This window comes from Microvirga sp. 2MCAF35, assembly GCF_052115545.1.
Classification (GTDB): Bacteria; Pseudomonadota; Alphaproteobacteria; order Rhizobiales; family Beijerinckiaceae; genus Microvirga.
The window spans coordinates 1-23,284 of record NZ_JBFRGW010000045.1 but is presented as its reverse complement, the minus strand read 5'-3'; the positions used below and the strand labels follow the sequence as shown (position 1 = coordinate 23,284).

The following is a 23,284-nucleotide window of genomic DNA, read 5'->3' as shown; positions in this document are numbered from 1 at the left end:
CAGAGCTGTATCGAGATGCAACTATAAATAAAAAGTCCACGATGAGAACGATAAGGAGAAAGATCGATGCGCCCCACCTACTGGATTCTCGGCCTCGCCACATTGAGCATCGTGATCGGGCTCTTCATGTCGCGTGATCCCGAACGGGCCGAGCGGCTCAACCAGATGTACCGGGACGCGGCGTTGACGGGCGAGACGCGTCAGCTGGCGATCATGGGTCTTGCCATCGCCATAGGCGCTTTCGTGGTCTATCTGACTGTGACGCGGCGCTGACGCGCCGCGAATGTTCGGTCATCGCGCTCGACGTTTCAGAAAACGAGGAAGTCCGCGTTGGTCATCTTGAGGTTCTTCGGCAGCGCGGCGAACTGGATCGCCTCCTTGGCGCCATTGCCGTCGGCATCGTAGGACAGCGCGCCGGTCTTCTTGTTGTAGATCACGTGATCGTCGCGGTCGTGCGCCTTGGTGCCGACATAGAACTCGCCCTTCTTGAGCACCCCCTTCTTCGTGATCCTGCTGAATACGCTTTTCGCCAGGTGGATGGTGTCGTCGGCCACGACGAAGTCGCTGATCCGGTCCAGGTTCTGCTTCTTGTTGAGGGCGTTGGTCTTCGACAGCTTGGCATCGAACACGAACACGTCCTTGCCCGCATCTCCCTTGAGCGAGTCCTTGCCCAGGCCGCCATACAGCGTGTCGTCGCCTGCTTCTCCAACGAGCTGATCGTTGCCTGCGAGGCCATAGAGAGTGTCATTGCCGGCATCGCCAGCGAGCGTGTCGGCGCTGGTCGTCCCGATCCGGGTGACGGGAACCGGTGTTGTCGTCTCAGTAACGTCGGCGACGTTGATCGTGAAGGATCCGGAAGTCACGCCACCATAGCCGTCGCGAGCCTCGACCGTGATCGAATACTGGCGCACGGTCTCGAAATCGAGCGCCTTCTTCAGGACAAGGTTGCCGTTCTCGATAGCAAACGTGCCGGTCGGGTCCGTGATCGTATAGGTGAGCGCGTCACCGTCTCCGTCGAGGGCCGAGAACGTGCCAACAATTGAGTTGATGGCTGCGTCTTCTGCAACTGAGGAACGAGAGAGAGACAGATCGAGCGGATTGGCGTTCGGGCCATCCGTGTCGTACTCTACGACGTAGAAGAGGGTGTTGGTGATTGCGATGTCATTCCATTGGCTTGCGACGCCGATGCCGCCACTAGGCGAAGGCCATGCACCCAAGGCAAGTGCGCCACAGTTTTGGCCATTAGGGCTGACTTGAGGATTGGTGAAGTTATCCGGCTCGATCCCTGATGGGCCTGATCCCCAGTTTGAGTAGAGATTCGTGCCACCCCCATTCTTGTAATAGAACGGCGTGCCGTCAGCCCATTTCCATTGCCCTTCAACTGAGATGTCGTTCGCGCCGATCCAGACATATTCGGCACCGCCGCCATCTACGGCCGTGTGATGCTGGTCCAGCGACCAAGACTCCCGCTCGTGCATCACATAATTGAAGATCGCCGTGTTCTCGGCAGCGGATTCGATTTTTGCGAGATGCCCACCGAAGTCTAACGCGGCATTCTTCGCACTTTCCCAGGAGAGTGGCTGTTCCGTGCCGCCGTAAGCGTAACCCCTGACCTCGTAAACATGACCGTTGAAATGGAGATAAGACATAGGATCTCTGAATCTATCTGCGCTTTTATCGTTATAAAGTTTCGCTTATCGAAGGGCAACTGCGACTATTTGGACGCGGTGTTCACGACCCGTTCAACTACCTTGGCCTTTTCTCCTCGTGAGGACCCGCAGGGCGGGTGAAAGGTGCGTAATCCGTGTCTCGTCTGAAACGTGCTATCGTTTTTATTGGCCTTGCTTTGACGGCCCCCCTCGGGCAGGCGACCATTGCCTCCGCTCAGGACCGTCTTGCCCTCGTGGTTGGGCAGGGCGCCTATCAGGGCCGGCCGCTTCCGACCGCCGCCAACGATGCCGGCCTGATCGCCCAGACCCTCACCGGCGCCGGCTTCGAGGTGATCCAGGGGCGCGATCTTGGCGCCGGCGATCTGCGCAGCCTCGTTCGTGACTTTCTCGGCAAGGCGCAGAATCTGGAGCCCGGCTCCACGGTGATGGTCTATCTGGCGGGCCATGGGATTCAGCTTGAAGGCGAGAATTACCTGTTGCCGGTCGATGCCCGCATCGAGCGCGATGTGGACGTCCCGATCGAAGGCTTTCGCCTGTCCGACCTCGTCCGTTCCCTGGAGCGCAGTCCCGCGCAAGCGCGGGTGATCGTCGCCGACATGGCGCGCGATTATCCACTCGGTCCCAGGAGTGAGCCGGTGGCCCAGGGCCTTGCCCTGATGGAGCCGCCTGCCGGATTCCTGATGGCCTTCTCCTCGGCTCCCAACATCGTGGCGTCCGACAGGCAGGGGTCCTACGGAGCCTATGCGGCGGCTCTGGCGGAAATGATCCGCCAGCCCGGTATGCCCCTCGACGAGGTTTTCGCCCGCACGCGCCTTCGGACGCACGAGGCTACGAACGGCCTGCAGATCCCCTGGCATTCGGCCAATCTCGGAAACGGCTCCTTCGTCTTCTTCGAGCAGGCGGAGGCAGCGGCAACGCCCCTGGTGCGCGAGGTGCGCCGGATCGAGGATGTCCCAGCCGAAGAGGCTTATGCCATCGCGGTCGAGCGCGACACGATCCAGGATTATCAGGCTTTTCTCCGCCGCTACCCGGACCATCGCCTGGCCCGCCGCGTGACGGCGCTGCTCGCCGCGCGCCGGGAGGCAATCGTCTGGCGCCGCACGCTCACCAGAAATACCCGCGAGGCCTATTGGACTTATCTGCGGCGCTATCCGAACGGCCCCCACGCGGCGGATTGCCAGCGCCGGCTGGCGCGCCTGTCCGCGCCCCATGCTCCGCCAGCCTCCTTTGAGGAGGTGGTCTACGAGGATCTGCCGCCGCCCTTGCCAGAGGTGGAGCGGGTTGAGATCGTGGAAGTCGTCACCATCATCCGCGACGTGCCTCCCCCGCGCACACCGGTCTATCTCCTGCCGCCGTCCGATGAGGACGAGGAGTTCGTCACGATCATCCGCGAACCTCCTCCGCCGCCCATCATGGCCGGTGTGCTGCCGATTCCGATGGCCATTCCGGTTCCAATGCGCGCCCGCCCGCCGCGCTCCTTCTACCAGCCCATCGCGCCGATCACGCCGCGCGGTCCGGTCGCCATCCCGGTCGCCGCTCCGCCGGTTTTCGGCGGTCTGATGAGTGATGAGCGCGGTTCCCGCCCACGCCGCGGCTTTCGCCCCGAGCAGCCGGTCGTTCCGCGCCAGCCCGGGCTCGCTGCGCCGATTCAACCCATTCCGGTGTCGGTGGACCCGAGGGCGCCACGCGAGGGCAGGGGCGCTCGCCCCGGCGAGACGCCGCAGACGCGTCCTGGCCGTATTCCCGCACGCCCGATCCCGGTTGTAACTATTCCGCAGGAGCGGCCTCGTCCGGGACGGTCCGATATCGGCGAACCTGCGATCCGCCCTGAGGTGCCACGCGTTCTACGCCCCGCCGAGCGTGGTCCCGATCCTCGCCTGGTCCGCCCGCAAGCTCCCGCGCGGGATGCCGCCCGACCGGGGAACCCGCGCTTCGACAGGGAAGACATCCTCCCGCGGCAGGCGCGCCCCGAGAGGCCGCGGATCGAGATGGAACGCGAACGGCCTGGGAGGAGCGAGGCCGGTCATCCAGCGGCTGTCTTCCCGCAGCCGGAGGAGCGCCGTCCTCGCCGGGATGATGGTCTTCGCCCGCCTATGGAGCGCGAGCGGCCTGCCACCTGGGACAGAGTGGATCGCGAGCGTCTTTCGCCGCGTCCCATGCCCCGGATGGAGCGCCCGGAGGCGCCGGTCTTCCAACCCAGGCCAGCTCCGCGCATGGAGGCTCCGCGGGAGGAGCGCGCCTTCCGCGAACCGCAGCGCCCCGCGCTTGACAGGCCGGCGCAGGTCCGTCCCGCTCCGGCACAGTCCGGACGCCAAGGCGGGGGCAACCCCGAGCGATGCCGGCCCGGCCGGCCCTGCACCGAAGAAGGGCGCTGAAACGAGAGCGCCGGAGCCTCTCGGCCCCGGCGCTTCGATTTCGATCCTGGCTTATCAGCCCGTGCTTACTTTTCGAGCCGGGCGATCAGGCTCGACGTATCCCAGCGCCTGCCGCCCATCTTCTGCACGTCGGCATAGAACTGGTCGACCAGTGCCGTGACCGGCACGCTGGCACCGTTCTTGCGGGCCTCGTCCAGCACGATGGACAGGTCCTTGCGCATCCAATCGACCGCGAAGCCGAAATCGAACTTGCCCTGGTTCATGGTCTTGCCCCGATTCTCCATCTGCCAGGACCCTGCGGCGCCTTTGGAGATCACCTCGAGCACGGCCTCGATGTCGAGGCCGGCCTTCTTGCCGAAGTGAATACCCTCGGCCAGGCCCTGCACGACGCCGGCGATGCAGATCTGGTTGATCATTTTGGTGAGCTGGCCGGCGCCGGCTTCACCCATCAGGCGAGAGGCGCGGGCAAAGCTCATGATCGCAGGCTCGGCCTTCGCGTAGGCATCCGCGTTGCCGCCGCACATGACCGTGAGAACGCCGTTTTCAGCACCCGCCTGACCGCCCGATACAGGAGCGTCGATGAACGCGAAGCCCTTGTCCGTGGCGGCGGCATGGAGCTCGCGAGCCACCTCCGCCGAGGCGGTGGTGTGATCGACGAAGATCGCGCCTTGTGCCATGCCGTGGAATGCGCCGTCCCGGCCGAGCGTCACCTGACGCAGATCGTCATCGTTGCCGACGCAGGCGAAGACGATTTCCTGACCCTCGGCCGCCTCACGCGGCGTCTTGGCGGCGCGCCCGCCGTTCTCGGAGACCCACTGCTCGGCCTTGGCCGCCGTGCGGTTATAGACCGTCACCTCATGACCCTTCGCCTTGAGGTGGCGGGCCATGGGGTAGCCCATCACGCCGAGCCCGAGGAATGCAACCTTCGCCATCATCTGCTCCCTGAATGCTTCGCCGGTTCTAGCGCATCGTACGGAAAAGTGGACCTGGTTTTTCCGGATCTTCGGTGAGTTCAACCGGGAATGACACACTCCGCGTCATCACCGGCCTCGTGCCGGTGACCCCGATCCGTTGAACGTCGAGCCTTACATGATCGGGATGGCCGGGGCGAGCCAGGCTATGACAAATGCAGGTCCGACCGAACGTCTCTATTTGATGTCGAAGGAAAAATATTCGGTGCGGATCCGGTCATAGGTTCCGTCCGCCTTCACCTGCGCGATGGCGCGGTTGAACTGCTCGCGCAGGCTCGCGTCCTCCTTTCGCAGGCCGATGCCGTAGGACTCGCGCTTGTAGGGGGGCTCCGCGGGCGCATCGCCGAGGATATGACAGCAGGTTCCCTCGCGACTCTTCAGGAATTTCGAAAGGAGCAGTTCATCGGCGAAGACGGCATCGATGCGGCCCACGAGAAGATCGAGATTGGCTTCTTCCGCCTTCCCGAAGAGGACGATCTCCGAATCCTTGTAGAAGGTCTTGAGATAGGTTTCGTGGTCCGTGCGTTCGATGGTGCCGATCTTCTTGCCTGCCATCGCCGCAGGAGTAACGGCGCCGGGCGCGGTCTCCTTGGACCCGATGAAGACTGCTGGGATGCGGTAGTAAGGATCCGAGAAGGCGATCCGTTTCTGGCGGCGGTCCGTGATTTCCAGAGAAGACATGATCGCATCGTATTCGCGTTTCAGAAGACCCTTGATGATGCCGTCCCATTCATGCTGAACGAGCTCGCAGGTGACGTTCATCGCGTCGCAGAGGCTTTTGAGGAGTTCGACCTCGAAACCCTGCAACTCGTTGCTGGCATCGATGAAATTGAAGGGCGGATAGGCGCCTTCGATGGCGATGCGGATCGTCGGCTTCGGTGCGGGCGCGGCATCCTGCGCAAATGCCGGTGCCGTTCCCAGGCCGATGAGAACGGATGCCAGGAAGGCCAGCCTTCGCGTGAACATGATGACACTCGCACTCATCGCCTTAAGCCTAACCGCCTGTGACGCTCATGTGACGACTCAGCGCCGGACGGGCGTGGCGCCGGTCGATAATGAAATCGTGCCCCTTCGGCTTGCGGGCGATGGCATCGACGATGGCCCGCTCGAGCAGCTCGTCAGAACTGGAGGCGCGCACCGGGCCCCTCAGGTCCGCGGCATCCTCCTGGCCGAGGCACATGAAGAGCTGGCCCGTGCAGGTCAGACGCACCCGGTTGCAGCTCTCGCAGAAATTGTGGGTCATCGGCGTAATGAATCCGAGCCGCCCGCCGGTCTCCTTGACCCGCACGTAGCGGGCCGGTCCTCCGGTGCGGTCGGCAAGATCCTCCAGGGTGTACTGCTCGGACAGACGGGCACGGACGAGGGACAGCGGCAGGAATTGATCGATGCGCTGGCCGTCGATCTCGCCGAGCGGCATGACCTCGATGAGGGTCAGGTCCATGCCGCGGCCATGCGCCCATTCGAGCATGGGCACGATCTCGTCCTCGTTGACGCCTTTCAGCGCCACCGCGTTGATCTTGATCTTGAGGCCCGCGTTCTGCGCGGCGTCCAGCCCCTGCAGCACCTTGGTGAGGTCGCCCCAACGGGTGATGCGGCGGAACTTGTCGGCATCGAGGGTGTCCATCGACACGTTGATGCGCTTGACCCCGCAGGCAGCGAGGTCCTTGGCGTGGCGGGCAAGCTGCGAACCGTTGGTGGTGACGGTGAGCTCGTCCAGCGCGCCGGAATCCAGATGGCGCGACAGGGAGCCGAACAGGGTCATGATGTCCCGCCGCACCAGGGGCTCGCCGCCGGTGATGCGCAGCTTGCGCACCCCTCGGTCGACGAACGCCGTGCAGATGCGGTCGAGCTCTTCGAGGGTGAGCAGGTCGCGTTTGGGCAGGAAGGCCATGTCCTCGGACATGCAGTAGACGCAGCGGAAATCGCAGCGATCCGTCACCGAGACGCGGAGATACGTGATCGCTCGGCCGAACGGGTCCAGGAGGGACCGGTCGGTATCGGCATTCTCGAGATGGGCCGGAAAGGCTCCCATGGTGGGGACGTCCTTGTTCGGGTGAGCGCTTGCCTTCGATGTTATGATCAAGCAGTTAGCGTGAAATCGTGTTCCGGGAAAGGGGTCGAGGCTATGACATCTGAACGCTGGCCGACGGAACTCCGCCTTGCCAAGGACAAGCGCAGCCTTCGCATCGTCTTTGACGACGGTGCGGCCTTCGAGCTGCCGGCCGAGTATCTGCGGGTGACAAGTCCCTCCGCCGAGGTCCAGGGCCACAGCCCCGCCGAGCGCAAGACGGTGCCGGGCAAGCGGGAGGTGCAGATCATCGGCGTGGAGCCGATCGGCAACTACGCCGTCAAGCTCGTCTTCGACGACATGCACGATACCGGGATCTATGGCTGGGACTATCTCTACCGGCTCGGAGCCGAGCAGGGGGAGAAGTGGCAGGCTTATCTCGATGAACTGGCCGCCAAGGGCTTGTCCCGAGATCGGACGCGGTGATGGGGATCGCCTGACGAAAATGGCCGGGCGAGCCCAGCCACGAGATGCGATTTCGGCTCTCTTACCGCAGAACCACGACCTTCGCGCCGACTTTGGCCCGGTTGTAGAGGTCCGTAACGTCCTCGTTGGTCATGCGGATGCAGCCGGAGGAGACGGCCTCGCCGATGGTCTCCGGCTCGTTCGAGCCGTGAATACGGTAGATCGTGCTGCCGATGTAGAGCGCGCGGGCGCCGAGCGGGTTGTCGGGCCCACCCTTCATGTAGCGCGGCAGGTCGGGGCGGCGCTTGAGCATCTCCGCCGGCGGGCGCCAATCCGGCCACTCGCGCTTCATGGTGACGGAATGGGACCCTGACCAAGTGAAGCCCGGGCGCCCGACGCCGACCCCGTACTGGATCGCCTGGCCGTTGCCGAGCACGAACCAGAGGCGACGTTCGCTCGTCGAGACGACGATGGTGCCGGGCGTGTAGCGGCCGTCGAAGGAGACGACCTCGCGCGCGACCGGCGCGGCCTGGGCCCTCAGGGCATCTTCAGGGCTGTAGAGCGGCTGGCGGGTCAGAGGATCGATTGCCGTAAATGCCGCAGCCGGCGTCGCGAGAGCGACGAAGGCGCAGGCGAGCCCGGTCAGGGCAGCGCGGGTGCGTCCCATTTTTGCCTCAGATAAAACATGGTTGGTGGCAGGTTCTGCCATTGCTTAACGCAACAGCCCCGCTTCGGATCCATGGCTTATCAAGGTTCTGCTATAAAATTCTAGCCCAAAACGGTCTCTTTCCCGCCACATCGTGACCAAGCCGTTAAGGCCGTGCTGCCGCAATTCACGAAACAAAATACTTGCCGCGAGGCATGCTTCTTTGGCTTGACGCCGGGGGCTCTGCGCCTTTAGAAGGCGCTGGTCAGGGCGCGTAGCTCAGCGGGAGAGCATTCGCTTCACACGCGAAGGGTCACAGGTTCAATCCCTGTCGCGCCCACCATTCCTTCCTGACAATGAAGCTTCACTTTTTCGTGCGCATGCGCTGTGCACGATCGGTGCCTGTCGCATCAGGCCGCCAGCGGCCTCATGACGGCCTGCACGGCAGCGAAAAGATCGTCGAAGTGATCGATGACGAGATCCGGTCCCAGGTCGCGGACCGGCACATCCGTATAGCCGAATGGGACCGCGACGACCGGAATGCCGGCATTCTGCGCCGTCACGATGTCCGTCCGGGAATCGCCGATCATCACGGCACGGGCCGGGCTCCCGCCGGCGCGCTCGATGGTGAGGGTCAGGTGGCGTGGATCCGGCTTGAAATAGGGAAAGGTGTCGCGCCCGCAATTGGCCGCGAAACGCCGGCCGACGCCGAGTTCGTCGAGCAGCTTGACCGAGTGTTCCTCGACCTTGTTCGTGCAGACCGCCAGGATGAAGCCCGCTCTTTCCAGCCGGTCCAGCGCCGCGGCGACGCCTGGATAAAGCTGCGTCCGGACGCAGATGTTCTCTCCGTAATGGACCATGAACTGACGGAACAGCTCGTCGAGATAAGCGGGCGTCAGCTCCTTGCCGGCGGCCTCGAACCCGCGTTCGATCAGGGCCCTCGCGCCGGCGCCGATCATGTCGCGCGCCTTGGCGACCGGCAGAGGCGCGAGGCCCTCCCGTTCGAGAATCACATTGAGGGTCCCGACGAGGTCGCCGGCCGTATCTGCCAGGGTTCCATCGAGGTCGAAGACGGCGATGGGCGAGACGATGTGCGGGGTATCAATGGCCATGAAGGTCGGCTACCTGCTGCAGGCAAGGGAATCAAGCACTGGGATGATATGGTGCCTATGGTTGATTCGTTCTTACCGGATGGAGTGGTGAATGCGGCCCCTTGGTTCCGCGGCGTTGATATCGGCAGTCCTGGCGCTGGGAGGCTTGTCCAGCCCCGCCCTGGCGGCGTCCTATGATTTCGTCCCTGCGCCTCAGACCGACCTGAACAGGATTTATAGGATCGATCGGATCACCGGCGAGGTCAGCTCCTGCCAGTACGGTCTACAGGAAGGCACGGTCGGGGTCACTCTCTGCTACAGCGCGGGCGAGGGCGCAGGAGCCCAGGCCCCTGGAGAATACGGTCTTGTCGCGTCCCGTCACGAGCGGGAAGGGGGCGTCTTCCGGGTCAATTACCGGACCGGCCAGATGAGCATCTGCTACGTTTTCGACGAGCGTGTGGTCTGCACTCCTCAGACGACCCCGTCTCCCGCCGTCTCGTCGGCCGCGCCGACGGCCGCAACCCCGAGCGGCGGCTCTGCCGGCACGGGGGCTTCGCCGCAGCGTCCCTGACCGGGCCGGAGCGAGACCCCGTTGCCGATCGTGGATGATACTTTCTTTCTTTCAGCCGCTCCGACATGCTAGAGGCGAGCAAAACAGCTTTCGCAGGCCGGAGCGGACGTATTCTTAGAGGATTTCAGTGAGCGACAATCTCAAGCGCGCTGCGGCCGACAGGGCTGCCGAACTCGTCACGGACGGCATGAGGCTGGGCCTGGGCACAGGCTCGACCGCCGCGCATTTCGTGGCGGCCATCGGCGAGCGGGTTCGGGCTGGGCTCAAGGTGGTGGGCGTTCCCACATCCGAGGCCACCCGTGAGCAGGCGCAGCGCGAGGGCATTCCCCTGTCGACCCTCGACGAGACCCCGCAGCTCGACCTGACGGTCGACGGAGCCGACGAGATCGACGACGACCTGCGCCTCATCAAGGGTGGCGGCGGCGCTCTCCTGCGCGAGAAGATCGTCGCCTCCGCAAGCCAGCGGATGATCGTCATCGCCGATGGATCCAAGCACGTCTCGAAGCTCGGCCGCTTTCCTCTCCCCATCGAGGTCGTGCCCTTCGGCCTCACGGCGACTGAGAGCGCCATCGTCAAGCTGCTCGACAGCCTCGGGATGAGCGGCGAGCTGCTTCTCCGGCATGCCCCCGACGGAGCCGCCTACGTCACGGACGGAGGCCATTTCATTCTCGATGCGCATCTCGGGCGCATCGACAAGCCGAACGTGCTTGCCTCGACGCTGAACAACGTCCCCGGCGTCGTGGAGCACGGTCTTTTCCTGGGCCTGGCCACCGGGGCGATCCTCGCAACGGGCGACAGGCTTGTCGAACTCGGTCAGCTCTGACCAGAAACCATGACGATTGGAGCCTCTTCTATGATCCGCAACGCTTCCCGCCTGGCCGCGACTTCGGTCGCGTTGTTCATGCTTGCAAGTCCCGTTTTCGCCCAGCAGACACCGCAACCCAGCGCCAGCCACCTTGCTGCCGCTACGGAAGTCGCCACCAGCTCCGGCCTGACCGGAGCCTTCGATGCCATGACCGATCCGCTGCTCAACCAGCTCCAGCAGATGAACGTGACTCGCCCTGAAATCCGCCAGGATCTGGATCAGGTGGTGACTCTCATCCGTCCTGAGGTCGAGCAGAAGAAGAAGGAGATGATCGACGCCACGGCCAAGACCCTTGCATCGCGCCTGAGCGAGACGGACCTGAAGGAGATCGCGGCCTTCTACAAGTCTCCGGTCGGGCAGAAATGGGTGCAGCTGCAGCCGGGAATTCTCGACGCCATCGTCCGCGATATGACGATCTGGACCCAGAGGACCTCGGAGTTCATCCTGACCCGCGCCCGTGAGGAAATGAGCAAGCGCGGCCATCAGCTGAACTGAGGCCTACCTTTCGTCCCGATTCAAGGAAAGCCCGGTTCGCCGGGCTTTTTCTTTGAGGGGCCTCATCCTTGCCGCAGCCCAGCGCGGCGCTAGCATTGTCTCTGCAGGGCTTTATCCCCGGGTTCAGGCTCGCATGCCGCCACCAGTGGACAAGGCCTTTCCACCGCCCTGCCTTCGGGCGCAGGGCCGCATAGGAGTGGGCCATGGCTGAAGATTGGGCTGCCGACGTCAAGAAATATGCTGCTCATGCCGACGATAAGGCAATTGCAGGCATCGCGCGATATCTCGGCATTGCATTGCGGAATCGCGATTCCGCCCTTGTGTCGTTCTCGGATCCGACGGAACTCGCACGCGTGCGTGACAACTTCCTGAAGAAGAAACTCGGATTGAGCGCGTCAGATGCCGAACTGGACCAAGCCCTTGTCGCAGTCGGGGAGAAGCTCAAAGGCGACCGCACCAAGAACCGTGTGACGGTTTATTATCTGCTCGCCGACCATTTTGGAAAGCTGTCGGCTTTCTCGTCGTAGACTTTGCCGGAGGCAGGTGGGCCCTTCACCTGCCGCGCCATCGCCGGCCGCCTGCCGGTCATTCCAATAGGTTGAAGCGTAGCACGTCTGCGCAACGGGATGGCCGGCACGGGGCCTGCCATCCCATCGGGTATTGGACGAGGTTAGTCCTCGACAGCCTTGAAGCGTCCCATGCCTTTCAGGACGAAGGGCAGGACCAAGGCGATCAGGGCGATGCCGAGGAGCGTGGCCGAAATCGGGCTCTGCAGCAGCGCCATCGGGTCGCCCAGGCTGATCGAGAGCGCCCGGCGCAACTGGCTTTCCGCGATCGGGCCGAGGATCAGGCCGACGACGACCGGGGCAATGGGGAAGTCGAACCGCCGCATCAGGAAGCCGAGCACACCGAACACCGTCAGCATGATGAGTTCGACCGGCGAAGGATTGGCCGCGATGGTGCCCATGGTGGCGAAGACCAGGATGCCCGCATACAGCCAGGGCTGCGGGATCGTGAGCAGCTTCACCCACAGGCCCACCAGCGGCAGGTTCAGCACCAGCAGCATGGTGTTGGCGATGAACAGGCTGGCGATCAGGCCCCACACGAGGTTGGGCTGCTCGGCGAAGAGCAGGGGGCCGGGATTGAGGCCATATTGCTGGAAGCCCGCCAGCATCATGGCGGCCGTCGCAGATGTCGGAAGGCCGAGCGTCAGCAGCGGCACGAGCGTGCCGGCGGCCGAGGCGTTGTTGGCAGCCTCCGGCCCCGCGACACCTTCGATCGCACCCTTGCCGAAATCCTCCGGGTACTTGGTGAGCTTCTTCTCCGTCGCATAGGACAGGAAGGTCGGGATTTCCGCGCCGCCGGCCGGAAGGGCCCCGATCGGGAACCCGAAGAGCGTTCCGCGCAGCCATGGCTTCCAGGAGCGCTTCCAGTCCTCCTTGGTCATCCAGAGGGAGCCGCGAACGGCTTCGAGCTTCTCCTCGTGGATATGCCGCCGCGAGGCAACGTAAAGGGCCTCGCCGACCGCGAAGAGACCGACTGCAAGCGTCGTGACCTCGATATTGTCGTAGAGCTCCGGGATGCCGAAGCTGAGGCGGGACTGGCCGGACAGGATGTCGATGCCCACCAGCCCGAGCAGCAGGCCGATGAAGAGGCTCGTGAGGCCCCGGACGGGGGAATCGCCGAACGTGGCCGAAACGGTCACGAAGGCCACGACCATGAGGGCGAAATAGTCCTCCGGCCCGAAGCTCACGGCGACTTCCACGAGATAAGGGGCGAGCAGCGTGAGGCCCAGGGTGGCGATGGTGCCGGCCACGAAGGAGCCGATGGCGGAGGTTGCCAGCGCCGGGCCGCCGCGGCCGGCTTTGGCCATCAGGTTGCCTTCGAGCGCCGTCGCCATGGAGGCGCTTTCACCCGGCGTGTTGATCAGGATGGCGGTGGTCGAGCCGCCATACATGCCGCCGTAATAGATGCCGGCGAACATGATGATGGAACCGCCCGGATCGAGCTTGAAGGTGATCGGCAGGAGCAGCGCCACCGTGAGCGCCGGGCCGATGCCGGGCAGAACGCCGACGGCGGTGCCCAGAAGAACGCCGATGAGGGCGAACAGCAGGTTCATCGGCTGGATGGCGACGGAAAGGCCGTTTGCGAGGGAGGTAAAGGCTTCCATGGGCAGGGCCTCAGATCAGGTGCTCGAGCGGCCCTGCCGGAAGGGACAGGGTCAGGAGCTTTCCGAAGAGCAGGTAAATGAAGACCGCGATCACTGCGCCGATCAACAGATCGGTCAGGAAAGCCCGGCGACCGAAGGCAGCCGATGTGGTGGCGAACAGGATGGCCGTGCCGATCATGAAGCCTCCGCCGACGGCGATCAGGGCAATGAGGCAGGCAAGCCCGCCGAGAATGAGGATGATCGGCTTCCAGTCGAGGCTGTCACGCGGAGGGAGATCGCCGCGCAAGGCACCGATGCCGTTGCCGATGGCGAGCAGGGTCAGGCCGATCGAGACGACGATGGGCATGACCTTCGGGCCGAGATCGTAGGGCGAGAGGATCTGGAGCTTGGTCATGTCCCACCAGACAAGACCGGCCAGGCCGATGAGAGTGAACGCGATGACGAGGCCTGCCACGTCGATGCGCCGCTTGGGTGATGTGGTCATGGATTGTCCCAAAAAAGAAGCGCCGCGCTCCGAGAACGCGGCGCTTCCAACGGCCTTTATCTTGAAAATTAAGACTTCACCAGCCCCACGGCCGTAAGGACTTCCTTCGTGCGGGCCTGCTCGTCGGTCAGGTTCTTGGCGAAGGCATCGCCGGACATGTAGGAATCCTCCCAGCCCTTGGCCTTCAGGATCTCCTGCCACTCCTTGGATTTGACCATCTTATCCATGGCATCCGTCAGAGCCTTCTTCTGGTCGGCCGAGATCCCGGGAGGTGCGACAACGGCACGCCAGTTGGCGATCTCGAGGTCGACGCCCTGCGCCTTGATGGACGGCAGGTCGGCGGTGGCCTTGTCGGCCGGGGTGGTCAGGCCAAGGAGGCGCAGCTTGCCGGCCTTCACCTGGCTCTCGAATTCGCCGTAGCCGGAGATGCCGGCGGTCACCTTGCCGCCGAGGATGGCCGCAAGAGCCTCGCCGCCGCCGGAGAAGGGGATGTAGTTGATCTTGGTCGGATCGGCGCCTGAAGCCTTGGCGAAGAGAGCGGCCGCGATGTGGTCGACGCCGCCTGCCGAGCCGCCGGCCCAGGTCACCTTGGCCGGATCGGCCTTGATGGCGTCGGCGAGATCCTTGACGGACTTGATCGGCGAGTTCGCCGGAACCACGATGGCCTCGTATTCCGAGGTCAGGCGGGCGATCGGCGTCGTCTGATCGAGGGTGACCGGCGACTTGTTGGTGAGGAGCGCGCCCACCATCACGTAGCCCATGACCATGAGCTGGTTGCCGTCGCCCTTCGAGTTGTTCACGAGCTGGGCGATGCCGATGGAGCCGCCGGCGCCCGGCACGTTGGCGACCTGCACGCTCTTGGCGATGCCGGCCTGGGTCAGGGCCTGCTGCATGGAGCGGGCCGTCTGGTCCCAGCCGCCGCCGGGTGCTGCCGGAGCCATGATCTTGAGCTCCATCTGAGCTGCAGCCGATGTCACGAATCCCGCCACGGCCGCCGCAGCGAGGGCGCTGCGCCAAAGACCTTTACGAAGTTGGCTCATTAGTTTCCTCCAATTGACGCCGAGACTTGGTCGGCTTGTCCGCCGCAGACCCTAATGAGGGAACAGGAGAGCGGCAAGCGGCTTGCTCCTTTATCGTTGTTGAACCTTAGCGTAAGAGCTTCTCGATCCAGGTGAGCAGCCATGCACCCGGAGCAGGGCCGGCGGGCGACGTTGCCGAAAACAACCCTTATATGAATGAATCCAAGTTGCAGTAGTGAGCGGAGACCGCACCATGTCCTCATTCGACGTTGACCTGTTCGTGATCGGAGGGGGATCCGGCGGCGTGCGCGCGGCGCGGATCGCCGCGGGCTACGGGGCGAAGGTCATGCTGGCGGAGGAGTACCGGGTCGGCGGGACCTGCGTCATCCGCGGCTGCGTGCCGAAGAAGCTGATGGTCTATGCGAGCCGCTTCGCCGACGATTTCCACGATGCGGAGGGCTTCGGCTGGAGCGTCGGCGAGACACGCTTCGACTGGGCGACCCTGATCCGCAACAAGGACAAAGAGATCGACCGGCTCGAGGGCATCTATCGCGCCAATCTGGAGAAGGCCGGTGTCGAGGTCGTGGACAGCCGCGCGGTGATCGAGGACGCGCATACGGTCCATCTGCTCAAGACCGGTGCCCGCCTCCGCGCCCGCATCATCCTGGTGGCCGTCGGAGCCCACCCGACCCTGGAGCCGGTTATCCCCGGTGGGGAACTCGGCATCACGTCCAACGAGGTCTTCCATCTGGAAACACTGCCGAAGCGCATCCTGGTGGTCGGCGGCGGCTATATCGCGGTCGAGTTCGCCGGGGTCTTCGCCGGTCTCGGCAGCGAGGTCACGCTCCTGCACCGGGGCGACAAGCTCCTGCGCGGCTTCGATGAGGACGTGCGCGATGCGCTCGGGGAAGCTTATGTTCAGCGCGGGATCAAGCTCGCGCTGAGCAGGACCCTCACCAGCCTCGAGAAGACGCCGGATGGCATTGCCGCGACCCTGTCCGACGGCTCGACCCTCGCGGTCGACCAGGTTCTCGTCGCCACTGGCCGGCGTCCGAACACGAAGGGGCTCGGGCTGGAGAAGGCGGGCATCACCGTCGACGAGGTCGGGGCCATTCCCGTCGACGGCTATTCCCAGACCCTCGTTCCCTCGATCTATGCGGTCGGCGACGTGACCAACCGGGCGAACCTCACCCCCATCGCCATCCGCGAGGGCCACGCCTTCGCCGACACGGTCTTCGGGGGCAAGCCCACCATCGTCGATCACGACCTCATCCCCACGGCCGTCTTTTCGACCCCGGAAATCGGCGTGATCGGCTGCGGCGAGGACGCGGCCCGGGCCATCTATGGCGATGTGGACGTCTACAAGACAGCCTTCAGGCCGATGAAGGCCACGCTCTCGGGCGGCAAGGACCGGGTCTTCATGAAGCTCATCGTCGACAAGGCGACCGACAAGGTCGTGGGCGTCCATATCATGGGGCATGACGCAGGCGAGATGATCCAGCTCGCCGGCATCGCCGTCACCATGGGCGCCACCAAGGCCGATTTCGACCGCACCGTGGCAGTTCACCCAACGGCAGCAGAGGAACTGGTCACCATGCGCACGCCCGTGGTGGTGAAGAAGCCGGTGGCGGTGGGATAGACAAGCCGAAGTGGCATTTGGGGGCCTTGCGTGAGCCTAATTCATAACGAGCAGACCAAATTGACCGCGACAGCGCTCAACAACGTCGCTGTCGCGTTCGTCATCGCCGGTTTCGTGGGGCCGATGGTTGCCGTCGGCTACGGATCGGAGGCCATGCCGAGGGATGCGATCGCGATCCTGGTCAGCATCATTTGGCTTTTCGTCGGGTTCATCCTACATTCGATAGCGAAACTGATCTTGAGAGACCTGAAGCCATGACCCTCCTGGAGGCCTATGTTTACTTCGGCATCCCGGTCATCGCCGTGACGATGGGATTGGGCGCTCTCTGGATGTCGCGGCGCGAGAGCCGGCAGCGTCACGCCCGCTGAGGGGCGTCTTTTTCCACATTTCGGCAGGTTTTCAGGCCGGATGGGGCGCCTGCGGCATGCGGACCCTCGTGCGAGGTGGCTCGCTAACGCACTCGCCTTTTTGAATATGTCGTGTATAGGTGCCCATTCGTGCCGCTTGTTGCGGTGAACGATAGAGATTTCGAGAAAGGACACGGGGGTTAGTGTCATGACCGAGCGGTGGACGCCCGATAGCTGGAGAAACAAGCCGATCCAGCAGGTTCCGGCCTATCCGGACCTTGAGGCGCTTGAGAGCGTCGAGCAGCAGCTCGCCGGCTTTCCCCCGCTCGTGTTTGCGGGCGAGGCCCGCAAGCTGAAGCGGACCCTCGGCAAGGTCGCCAAGGGCGAGGCCTTCCTGCTCCAGGGCGGCGATTGCGCCGAGAGCTTCGCCGAGCATTCGGCCGACAACATCCGCGACTTCTTCCGCCTCTTCCTCCAGATGGCCGTGGTGCTGACCTATGCGGGCGGCTCGCCCGTGGTGAAGGTCGGCCGGGCTGCCGGCCAGTTCGCCAAGCCGCGCTCGGCTCCGACGGAAACCATCGACGGCATCGAGCTGCCGAGCTACCGGGGCGACATCATCAGCGACATCGCCTTCACACCTGAAGCCCGCACGCCGGATCCGCGCCGCCAGCTCATGGCCTACCGCCAGTCGGCCGCGACGCTCAACCTGATCCGCGCCTTCGCGACCGGCGGCTATGCCAATCTCGAGAACGCCCATCGCTGGATGCTCGGCTTCGTAAAGGATTCCCCGCAATCCTCCCGCTACAGCGAGCTCGCGGAGCGCATCACCGAGAGCCTGAACTTCATGCGGGCCATCGGCATCGATCCCGAGACCCATCCCGAGATGCGCTCGACGGATTTCTACACCAGCCACGAGGCCCTGCTGCTCGGCTATGAGGAGGCCATGACCCGCGTCGATTCCACGACCGGCGACTGGTACGCCACCTCCGGCCACATGCTCTGGATCGGCGACCGCACCCGCCAGCTCGACCACGCTCATGTGGAATACATGCGCGGCATCCGGAACCCGATCGGCCTCAAATGCGGTCCGTCACTCTCGGCCGATGGGCTGCTCAAGCTCATTGACATGCTCAACCCCGAGGACGAGGCCGGTCGTCTCACGTTGATCTGCCGCTTCGGCGTCGACAAGGTGGGCGACCATCTGCCGAGCCTGATCCGTGCGGTGCAGCGGGAAGGGCGCACGGTCGTGTGGTCCTGCGACCCGATGCACGGCAACACCATCAAGGCGGCCTCGGGCTACAAGACCCGGCCGTTCGAGCGGGTCATGGGTGAGGTGCAGGACTTCTTCTCCATCCATCAGGCGGAAGGGACGCATGCGGGCGGCATCCACCTGGAGATGACCGGCAAGAACGTGACGGAATGCACGGGCGGCGCCCGCGCGCTCACCGATGCGGACCTGCGCGACCGCTACCACACCTATTGCGATCCACGCCTCAATGCCGAGCAGGCGCTGGAAATCGCCTTCCTGACCTCGGAGCTCATCAAGCGGGAGCGCCAGTCAAGGGAACAACCGGCCGCCCTCGCGGCGGAATGAGCGACTGGACGGATTGAACAAGTAAAAGGGGCGCTTTCGGCGCCCCTTCTGCTTTACTCATACGCAACTCTACTCGTATTGGGCCCTAGTGGAGCCAACCAAAGAAGAAGAGAAGAAGAATGATCGGCAGGGGAATGCCGATGAGCCAGAGCAGGCCGCCTTTCAACATGTCAGTCTCCCAGTGTTTCGTGTGTAAATAACGAACTGGACTGTAAGCGGTTCCGAAAATCTGAACTTGTAAGGAATTGCGCTAGGATGGCTATCTATGGTGTATATGTAACGTTATAAATTTAAAATAAACTTCTCTGGAATGCAACGTGAGTAATGCTGTCGCCGCCAGATATCGGCCATACCTGCCCCTCCTGGTGCCGATCCTTGTTAGCTTGATCGGCTCAGGCTTAGTTATGCTGATGGCTCTGGAAGCCTATCGGGAGCAACAATGTGGACTCGCGCTCCCTTGGGGCGATGCAGCTTCAAAACGCATTCTGCAGGACTATTTCCCAGGTGCCTGGAGCGAGGCGCAGAGGCTTGCTCAAATCTCATCGGAATGTGTTTCGCGCCTTCATGCAGATGTTGTCAGCAGTTACTTGTGTGTTTTTGGAATTTCGCTTGCGTTCGGAATCTTCTCACTTCCGTTCACAATCTTCATTGAGATGAAAGCGTCCACCGCCGGCGAAAGCGAATACAAGAGAGTGGCATATTCTATTGCTGCACTTCTGCTTTTCTTGTTATTTTTATTTTACCAGTTCCTCTATAGCTCTACAATAATCAGCTTCGGCCCGAGTCCCGGCCGTAGGCGATTGGCAAAGTATGCAATCGGATTCGATGGCGAGTATGCAAACATTTTCGGCTATTGGTTATCCATTCAGGCCATCCCTGTCTTAGGTGCCCTGACATTATGGATTGGATGTTTAGCCATAGTGCACGTATGGCGCGCCACCGTTCGAGGTGCAAAAGTCCAAAAATAGGACCCATATAGAAACTGAGGGCGACTGCATCTTATTGCTGCGCAACGGGCGGCGCGCTAAATCCGCAGGTATCATGACTCAGAACACGCTCAAGATCGCCCTCGCTCAGCTCAATCCCATCGTCGGCGATGTGGCCGGCAACGAAGAGAAGGCGCGGGCAGCGCGTTCGGAAGCGGCCCGGTTCGGGGCCGATATCGTGATGTTCGCCGAGCAGTTCCTCGCAGGCTATCCCGCCGAGGACCTCGTGCTGAAGCCGGCCTTTCAGGATTCCTGCCGCGCCGCCCTCGAACGGCTCGCCCGCGAGACGGCGGATGGCGGGCCCGGCATGCTCATCGGCCTGCCGTGGCGGGAGGAGGGCGAGCTCTACAATGCCTACGCGCTTCTCGACGGCGGCTCGATCTCGGTGCGCTTCAAGGTCGATCTGCCCAATTACGGCGTCTTCGACGAGAAGCGCAATTTCGCCGCCGGGCCTCTGCCCGGGCCGGTGAACTTCCGCGGCATCCGTTTGGGGATTCCGATCTGCGAGGACATCTGGACCGGCGACGTGGTGGAATGCCTTGCCGAGACCGGCGCCGAGATGCTCCTCGTGCCGAACGGCTCGCCCTATTGGCGCGGCAAGACCGAGGAGCGCTTCAACATCGCGGCCGCCCGCGTGACCGAGAGCGGGCTTCCCCTGGTCTACCTCAACCAGGTCGGCGGGCAGGACGAGCTGGTCTTCGACGGCGCGTCCTTCGTGCTCAACGCGGATTGCTCGCTCGCCTGCCAGCTGCCCGCCAACGAGGAAATCGTAGCGCTCACCACCTGGGTGAAGGGTGAGGAGGGCTGGGCCTGCCGCGAGGCGCCTGTCGTGACGGTGGAGGAGGGTGAGGAGGCCGATTACGCCGCCTGCGTCCTGGGGCTTCGCGATTACGTGGAGAAGAACCGCTTCCCGGGCGTGGTGCTGGGCCTGTCCGGGGGCATCGATTCCGCCATCTGCGCCGCCATGGCGGTGGATGCGCTTGGGCCTGAGCGGGTGCATTGCGTGATGCTGCCCTACCGCTACACCTCGGGCGAGTCCCTGAAGGACGCGGAAGCCTGCGCGCAGATGCTCGGCGTCCGCTACGACAATCTGCCGATTGCCGCCCCGGTCGAAGGGTTCGAGACCGCCCTGGAGCCGATCTTCGCCGGCCGGGAACGCGACATCACGGAGGAAAATCTCCAGAGCCGCGCCCGGGGCACCATCCTCATGGCGATCTCGAACAAGTTCGGCGCCATGGTGGTGACGACCGGTAACAAGTCGGAAATGTCGGTGGGCTATGCCACGATCTATGGCGACATGAATGGCGGCTTCAATCCGATCAAGGATCTCTACAAGATGGAGGTCTATCGCCTCGCGGCTCTGCGCAACCGCTGGAAGCCCAAGGGGGCACTCGGACCGGACGGGATCGTCGTCCCCGAGAACATCCTGACCAAGGCACCTACGGCCGAACTGCGCGAGGGCCAGAAAGACCAGGATTCCCTGCCGCCCTACGAGGATCTCGACGCGATCCTGCGGGGTCTCGTGGAGGACGAGCTGCGCGTCTCCGACATCGTGGCGAAGGGCTACGATCTCGAGACCGTCAAGAAGGTGGAGCGGCTGCTCTATGTCGCCGAATACAAGCGCCGGCAGGCGGCGCCCGGCGTGAAGGTGACACGCAGGAATTTCGGCCGCGACCGCCGCTATCCTATCGTCAACCGCTATCGCGACCAGGGATTGGAGGCGCACCGGAAGGACGAGGGTCTCGAGCGCGCCATCGGCAAGCCGCGCATGGGATCGATGGACGTCTAGGACTCACTCTACGTCATCACCGGGCTTGTCCCGGTGATCCCGCTCCGAAAAGCGCGGCGCTTCACCGTATCCGGATGGCCGGCACGAGGCCGGTGATGACGTCGGAGGGGCGCGATCCCTCGGAGCTCCGACCGGGAATGACAGTGAAAATTCCGTCACCCCTTGCGTCGCCCGTATCCCTTCGCCATAGCATCTCCCATGTCCAAGCCCATCGTTCGCTTCGCCCCGTCCCCGACCGGGCACATCCATATCGGCAACACCCGCGTCGCCCTGCTCAACGCGCTCTATGCGCGGCGCGAAGGCGGCACCTTCATCCTGCGCTTCGACGATACGGACGTGGCGCGGTCGAAGCAGGAATACGCGGATTCAATTCAAACCGATCTGAACTGGCTCGGCATCCCGCCCGACGTGATCGTCCGCCAGTCGGACCGGTTCGAACTGTATGACGCGGCCGCCGAGCGGCTGAAGGCGGTCGGACGGCTCTATCCCTGCTACGAGACGCAGGAAGAGCTGGAATTCCGCCGCAAGCGCCAGCTCGCCCGTGGCCTGCCGCCGATCTATGACCGGGCCGCCCTCAAGCTTAACGACGAGGATCGCGCCAAGCTCGAACAGGAGGGGCGAAGGCCCCATTGGCGCTTCCGCCTCGAGCCGACGAACGTCGCCTGGGACGATCTCGTGCGCGGCCCCTGCCACGTGGATTGCAGCTCGCTCTCCGATCCGGTGCTGGTGCGCGAGGACGGGACCTATCTCTACACGCTGCCCTCCGTGGTGGACGACATCGAGCTGAAGATCACCCATGTGATCCGCGGCGAGGATCACGTCACCAACACGGCGGTGCAGATCCAGATCTTCGAGGCTCTCGGGGCGGCCGCTCCCACCTTCGCCCATCACAGCCTGCTGATCACGGCGAGCGGCGAGGGCCTGTCGAAGCGCCTCGGTCATCTCTCGATCAAGGGCCTTCGCGATGCCGGCCTCGAGCCACAGGCGGTGGCCTCGCTCGCCGTTCTCGTCGGCTCGGCGGAGGCCGTGCGGCCGGTGGCCGATCTCAACGAACTCGCCCGCCTGATCGACTTCTCCCATATCTCCCGCGCGCCCGCGAAATTCGACGAGAGCGAGCTGGAGAATCTGAATGCCCGCCTGATCCATGAGATGCCCTATGAGACGGCCCGCGAGCGGCTGGCCGGGCTCGATGCGGATGCGGGCGAAGCTTTCTGGCTCGCCGTGCGCGGCAACCTGACGAAGGTTCGCGATGCCGCCGAATGGGCCAAGGTGGTGCGTGGTCCGGTGACGCCCGTCATCGACGACAGGGCCTTCATCGAAGCGGCCATGGGCGTTCTGCCGGCGGCCCCTTGGGACGCGACGACCTGGAAGGCCTGGACCGAGGCCGTGAAGGCGAAAACCGGGGTGAAGGGCAAGGCCTTGTTCATGCCCCTGCGCCTCGCGCTCACCGGGCTCGATCACGGGCCGGAACTGGGGGCGCTGCTGCCGCTGATCGGGCCGGAGCGGGCTAAGGCGCGGCTGTCGGGGCAAGCGGCTTAACGGGCTTCCCGTCATGGCCGGGCTTATCCCGGCCATCCACCTCTCCGGCCAACCTTCCGACCGCATCCTGAGTGACTGGCTTCTATAACTCTGCCCTCATCCTGAGGAGCAGCGCAGCTGCGTCTCGAAGGATCGTCCAGTGCTCTCTGGAGATGCCCCTCGTGCCCGGACATGGTCCGGGACCTCGAGACGGATTGCTGACGCAATCCCCTCAGGATGAGGGCTCAGGACAAGGAGATAAGCGCTCCGTTTCCATCCTCTGCCACGTCATGGCCGGGCTTGTGCCGGCCATCCCGCTTCTGTGAAGCACCGCGCTTCGATCCATCGGGATCACCGGCACGAGGCCGGTGATGACGGCGATGAGCTGGTGAGGGCAACGTTATGTTCTGTCTTTGTTCTTGACAGCCGGTGTAAGCTCGGCTATATCGTTGGGTACTCCCGCCCACCGAGGGGCGCGCTCGCGAGGCGTCAGCCAGTGTGGGGCGGGAGGCGGTCCCGCCGCAGGTCTCGCACACCTGTGATCGTGGGAGGTCGACCTTGGGTGTCGTCCCAGCTGGTCC

The 23,284-nt window shown here is 63.8% G+C and carries 22 protein-coding genes and 1 tRNA gene; 14 read left to right on the top strand and 9 right to left on the bottom strand.

Annotated elements, in window-relative coordinates:
- The first annotated feature begins 66 nt into the window (after window positions 1-66).
- Complete coding sequence (locus AB4097_RS18450) at window positions 67-273, top strand: hypothetical protein (protein ID WP_442042224.1); 207 nt, start codon at window positions 67-69, stop codon at window positions 271-273.
- 35 nt (window positions 274-308) lie between these two features.
- On the opposite strand, the gene AB4097_RS18445 is transcribed toward AB4097_RS18450, so the two are convergent.
- Entirely contained in the window at window positions 309-1,649 is a 1,341-nt protein-coding gene (locus tag AB4097_RS18445; protein ID WP_442042222.1) for a cadherin domain-containing protein, read from the bottom strand.
- A 155-nt stretch (window positions 1,650-1,804) separates the two neighbouring features.
- On the opposite strand from AB4097_RS18445, the gene AB4097_RS18440 reads away from it, so the two are divergent.
- Window positions 1,805-4,045 (top strand): caspase family protein, encoded by a 2,241-nt coding sequence (locus tag AB4097_RS18440; RefSeq protein WP_442042220.1) that lies wholly within the window; start codon window positions 1,805-1,807, stop codon window positions 4,043-4,045.
- A 65-nt stretch (window positions 4,046-4,110) separates the two neighbouring features.
- Here AB4097_RS18440 and AB4097_RS18435 read toward each other — a convergent pair whose 3' ends face one another.
- From AB4097_RS18435 to moaA, 3 genes are all read right to left on the bottom strand, one after another.
- A complete protein-coding gene (locus AB4097_RS18435; protein WP_442042218.1) occupies window positions 4,111-4,977 on the bottom strand; it encodes an NAD(P)-dependent oxidoreductase in 867 nt (288 codons plus the stop codon).
- 216 nt (window positions 4,978-5,193) lie between these two features.
- Window positions 5,194-5,982: a transporter substrate-binding domain-containing protein gene (locus AB4097_RS18430; RefSeq protein WP_442042216.1), complete on the bottom strand. Its 789-nt coding sequence runs from the start codon at window positions 5,980-5,982 to the stop codon at window positions 5,194-5,196.
- Between the two features lie 28 nt (window positions 5,983-6,010).
- Entirely contained in the window at window positions 6,011-7,048 is a 1,038-nt protein-coding gene (moaA, locus tag AB4097_RS18425; protein WP_442042214.1) for a GTP 3',8-cyclase MoaA, read from the bottom strand.
- Between the two features lie 93 nt (window positions 7,049-7,141).
- On the opposite strand from moaA, the gene AB4097_RS18420 reads away from it, so the two are divergent.
- The gene (locus tag AB4097_RS18420; protein ID WP_442042212.1) at window positions 7,142-7,510 is read left to right on the top strand and encodes a gamma-butyrobetaine hydroxylase-like domain-containing protein; all 369 of its coding nucleotides are present in this window, start codon (window positions 7,142-7,144) and stop codon (window positions 7,508-7,510) included.
- A 61-nt stretch (window positions 7,511-7,571) separates the two neighbouring features.
- Here AB4097_RS18420 and AB4097_RS18415 read toward each other — a convergent pair whose 3' ends face one another.
- The gene (locus AB4097_RS18415; RefSeq protein ID WP_442042210.1) at window positions 7,572-8,156 is read right to left on the bottom strand and encodes a L,D-transpeptidase; all 585 of its coding nucleotides are present in this window, start codon (window positions 8,154-8,156) and stop codon (window positions 7,572-7,574) included.
- Between the two features lie 247 nt (window positions 8,157-8,403).
- Here AB4097_RS18415 and AB4097_RS18410 point away from each other — a divergent pair.
- Window positions 8,404-8,478: transfer RNA gene (locus tag AB4097_RS18410), tRNA-Val, on the top strand.
- Between the two features lie 67 nt (window positions 8,479-8,545).
- Here AB4097_RS18410 and AB4097_RS18405 read toward each other — a convergent pair.
- Window positions 8,546-9,247, bottom strand: coding sequence for an HAD family hydrolase (locus AB4097_RS18405; protein ID WP_442042208.1), 702 nt, complete (start codon window positions 9,245-9,247; stop codon window positions 8,546-8,548).
- Between the two features lie 91 nt (window positions 9,248-9,338).
- Between AB4097_RS18405 and AB4097_RS18400 the strand changes: the two genes are divergently transcribed.
- From AB4097_RS18400 to AB4097_RS18385, 4 genes are all read left to right on the top strand, one after another.
- Complete coding sequence (locus tag AB4097_RS18400) at window positions 9,339-9,797, top strand: hypothetical protein (protein WP_442042206.1); 459 nt, start codon at window positions 9,339-9,341, stop codon at window positions 9,795-9,797.
- A gap of 127 nt (window positions 9,798-9,924) precedes the next feature.
- A complete protein-coding gene (gene rpiA, locus AB4097_RS18395) occupies window positions 9,925-10,620 on the top strand; it encodes a ribose-5-phosphate isomerase RpiA (RefSeq protein WP_442042204.1) in 696 nt (231 codons plus the stop codon).
- Window positions 10,621-10,650: 30 nt separating this feature from the next.
- On the top strand, window positions 10,651-11,157 hold the full coding sequence (locus AB4097_RS18390; RefSeq protein ID WP_442042202.1) for a DUF2059 domain-containing protein: 507 nt from the start codon (window positions 10,651-10,653) through the stop codon (window positions 11,155-11,157).
- Between the two features lie 203 nt (window positions 11,158-11,360).
- Window positions 11,361-11,684 carry a DUF2853 family protein gene (locus AB4097_RS18385; protein ID WP_442042201.1) on the top strand — a complete coding sequence of 108 codons (324 nt, stop codon included), beginning with the start codon at window positions 11,361-11,363 and terminating at the stop codon, window positions 11,682-11,684.
- 143 nt (window positions 11,685-11,827) lie between these two features.
- On the opposite strand, the gene AB4097_RS18380 is transcribed toward AB4097_RS18385, so the two are convergent.
- The 3 genes from AB4097_RS18380 to AB4097_RS18370 all read right to left on the bottom strand — a co-directional run bounded on the left by AB4097_RS18380 (window position 11,828) and on the right by AB4097_RS18370 (window position 14,851).
- Window positions 11,828-13,327 (bottom strand): tripartite tricarboxylate transporter permease, encoded by a 1,500-nt coding sequence (locus AB4097_RS18380; RefSeq protein ID WP_442042199.1) that lies wholly within the window; start codon window positions 13,325-13,327, stop codon window positions 11,828-11,830.
- A 10-nt stretch (window positions 13,328-13,337) separates the two neighbouring features.
- Complete coding sequence (locus AB4097_RS18375) at window positions 13,338-13,811, bottom strand: tripartite tricarboxylate transporter TctB family protein (RefSeq protein ID WP_442042197.1); 474 nt, start codon at window positions 13,809-13,811, stop codon at window positions 13,338-13,340.
- Window positions 13,812-13,879: 68 nt separating this feature from the next.
- Complete coding sequence (locus tag AB4097_RS18370) at window positions 13,880-14,851, bottom strand: Bug family tripartite tricarboxylate transporter substrate binding protein (RefSeq protein ID WP_442042195.1); 972 nt, start codon at window positions 14,849-14,851, stop codon at window positions 13,880-13,882.
- A gap of 232 nt (window positions 14,852-15,083) precedes the next feature.
- On the opposite strand from AB4097_RS18370, the gene gor reads away from it, so the two are divergent.
- The 6 genes from gor (at window position 15,084) to gltX (ending at window position 22,724) form a co-directional block, all read left to right on the top strand.
- Window positions 15,084-16,469 (top strand): glutathione-disulfide reductase, encoded by a 1,386-nt coding sequence (gene gor, locus AB4097_RS18365; RefSeq protein ID WP_442042193.1) that lies wholly within the window; start codon window positions 15,084-15,086, stop codon window positions 16,467-16,469.
- A 30-nt stretch (window positions 16,470-16,499) separates the two neighbouring features.
- The gene (locus AB4097_RS18360) at window positions 16,500-16,727 is read left to right on the top strand and encodes a hypothetical protein (protein WP_442042191.1); all 228 of its coding nucleotides are present in this window, start codon (window positions 16,500-16,502) and stop codon (window positions 16,725-16,727) included.
- Between the two features lie 297 nt (window positions 16,728-17,024).
- A complete protein-coding gene (locus AB4097_RS18355) occupies window positions 17,025-18,410 on the top strand; it encodes a class II 3-deoxy-7-phosphoheptulonate synthase (protein WP_442042189.1) in 1,386 nt (461 codons plus the stop codon).
- A gap of 317 nt (window positions 18,411-18,727) precedes the next feature.
- Complete coding sequence (locus AB4097_RS18350; protein ID WP_442042187.1) at window positions 18,728-19,378, top strand: hypothetical protein; 651 nt, start codon at window positions 18,728-18,730, stop codon at window positions 19,376-19,378.
- Window positions 19,379-19,451: 73 nt separating this feature from the next.
- Window positions 19,452-21,185 (top strand): NAD+ synthase, encoded by a 1,734-nt coding sequence (locus AB4097_RS18345; RefSeq protein ID WP_442042185.1) that lies wholly within the window; start codon window positions 19,452-19,454, stop codon window positions 21,183-21,185.
- Between the two features lie 198 nt (window positions 21,186-21,383).
- A complete protein-coding gene (gene gltX / locus AB4097_RS18340) occupies window positions 21,384-22,724 on the top strand; it encodes a glutamate--tRNA ligase (protein ID WP_442042183.1) in 1,341 nt (446 codons plus the stop codon).
- Window positions 22,725-23,284 lie beyond the last annotated feature (560 nt).

Coding starts and splice junctions, on each gene's coding strand:
- AB4097_RS18450 (WP_442042224.1), top strand. CDS start 67: ATGCGCCCCACCTACTGGATTCTCGGCCTCGCCACATTGAGCATCGTG.
- AB4097_RS18445 (WP_442042222.1), bottom strand. CDS start 1,649: ATGTCTTATCTCCATTTCAACGGTCATGTTTACGAGGTCAGGGGTTAC.
- AB4097_RS18435 (WP_442042218.1), bottom strand. CDS start 4,977: ATGGCGAAGGTTGCATTCCTCGGGCTCGGCGTGATGGGCTACCCCATG.
- AB4097_RS18430 (WP_442042216.1), bottom strand. CDS start 5,982: ATGTTCACGCGAAGGCTGGCCTTCCTGGCATCCGTTCTCATCGGCCTG.
- moaA (WP_442042214.1), bottom strand. CDS start 7,048: ATGGGAGCCTTTCCGGCCCATCTCGAGAATGCCGATACCGACCGGTCC.
- AB4097_RS18420 (WP_442042212.1), top strand. CDS start 7,142: ATGACATCTGAACGCTGGCCGACGGAACTCCGCCTTGCCAAGGACAAG.
- AB4097_RS18415 (WP_442042210.1), bottom strand. CDS start 8,156: ATGGGACGCACCCGCGCTGCCCTGACCGGGCTCGCCTGCGCCTTCGTC.
- AB4097_RS18405 (WP_442042208.1), bottom strand. CDS start 9,247: ATGGCCATTGATACCCCGCACATCGTCTCGCCCATCGCCGTCTTCGAC.
- AB4097_RS18400 (WP_442042206.1), top strand. CDS start 9,339: ATGCGGCCCCTTGGTTCCGCGGCGTTGATATCGGCAGTCCTGGCGCTG.
- AB4097_RS18390 (WP_442042202.1), top strand. CDS start 10,651: ATGATCCGCAACGCTTCCCGCCTGGCCGCGACTTCGGTCGCGTTGTTC.
- AB4097_RS18385 (WP_442042201.1), top strand. CDS start 11,361: ATGGCTGAAGATTGGGCTGCCGACGTCAAGAAATATGCTGCTCATGCC.
- AB4097_RS18380 (WP_442042199.1), bottom strand. CDS start 13,327: ATGGAAGCCTTTACCTCCCTCGCAAACGGCCTTTCCGTCGCCATCCAG.
- AB4097_RS18375 (WP_442042197.1), bottom strand. CDS start 13,811: ATGACCACATCACCCAAGCGGCGCATCGACGTGGCAGGCCTCGTCATC.
- AB4097_RS18370 (WP_442042195.1), bottom strand. CDS start 14,851: ATGAGCCAACTTCGTAAAGGTCTTTGGCGCAGCGCCCTCGCTGCGGCG.
- gor (WP_442042193.1), top strand. CDS start 15,084: ATGTCCTCATTCGACGTTGACCTGTTCGTGATCGGAGGGGGATCCGGC.
- AB4097_RS18355 (WP_442042189.1), top strand. CDS start 17,025: ATGACCGAGCGGTGGACGCCCGATAGCTGGAGAAACAAGCCGATCCAG.
- AB4097_RS18345 (WP_442042185.1), top strand. CDS start 19,452: ATGACTCAGAACACGCTCAAGATCGCCCTCGCTCAGCTCAATCCCATC.
- gltX (WP_442042183.1), top strand. CDS start 21,384: ATGTCCAAGCCCATCGTTCGCTTCGCCCCGTCCCCGACCGGGCACATC.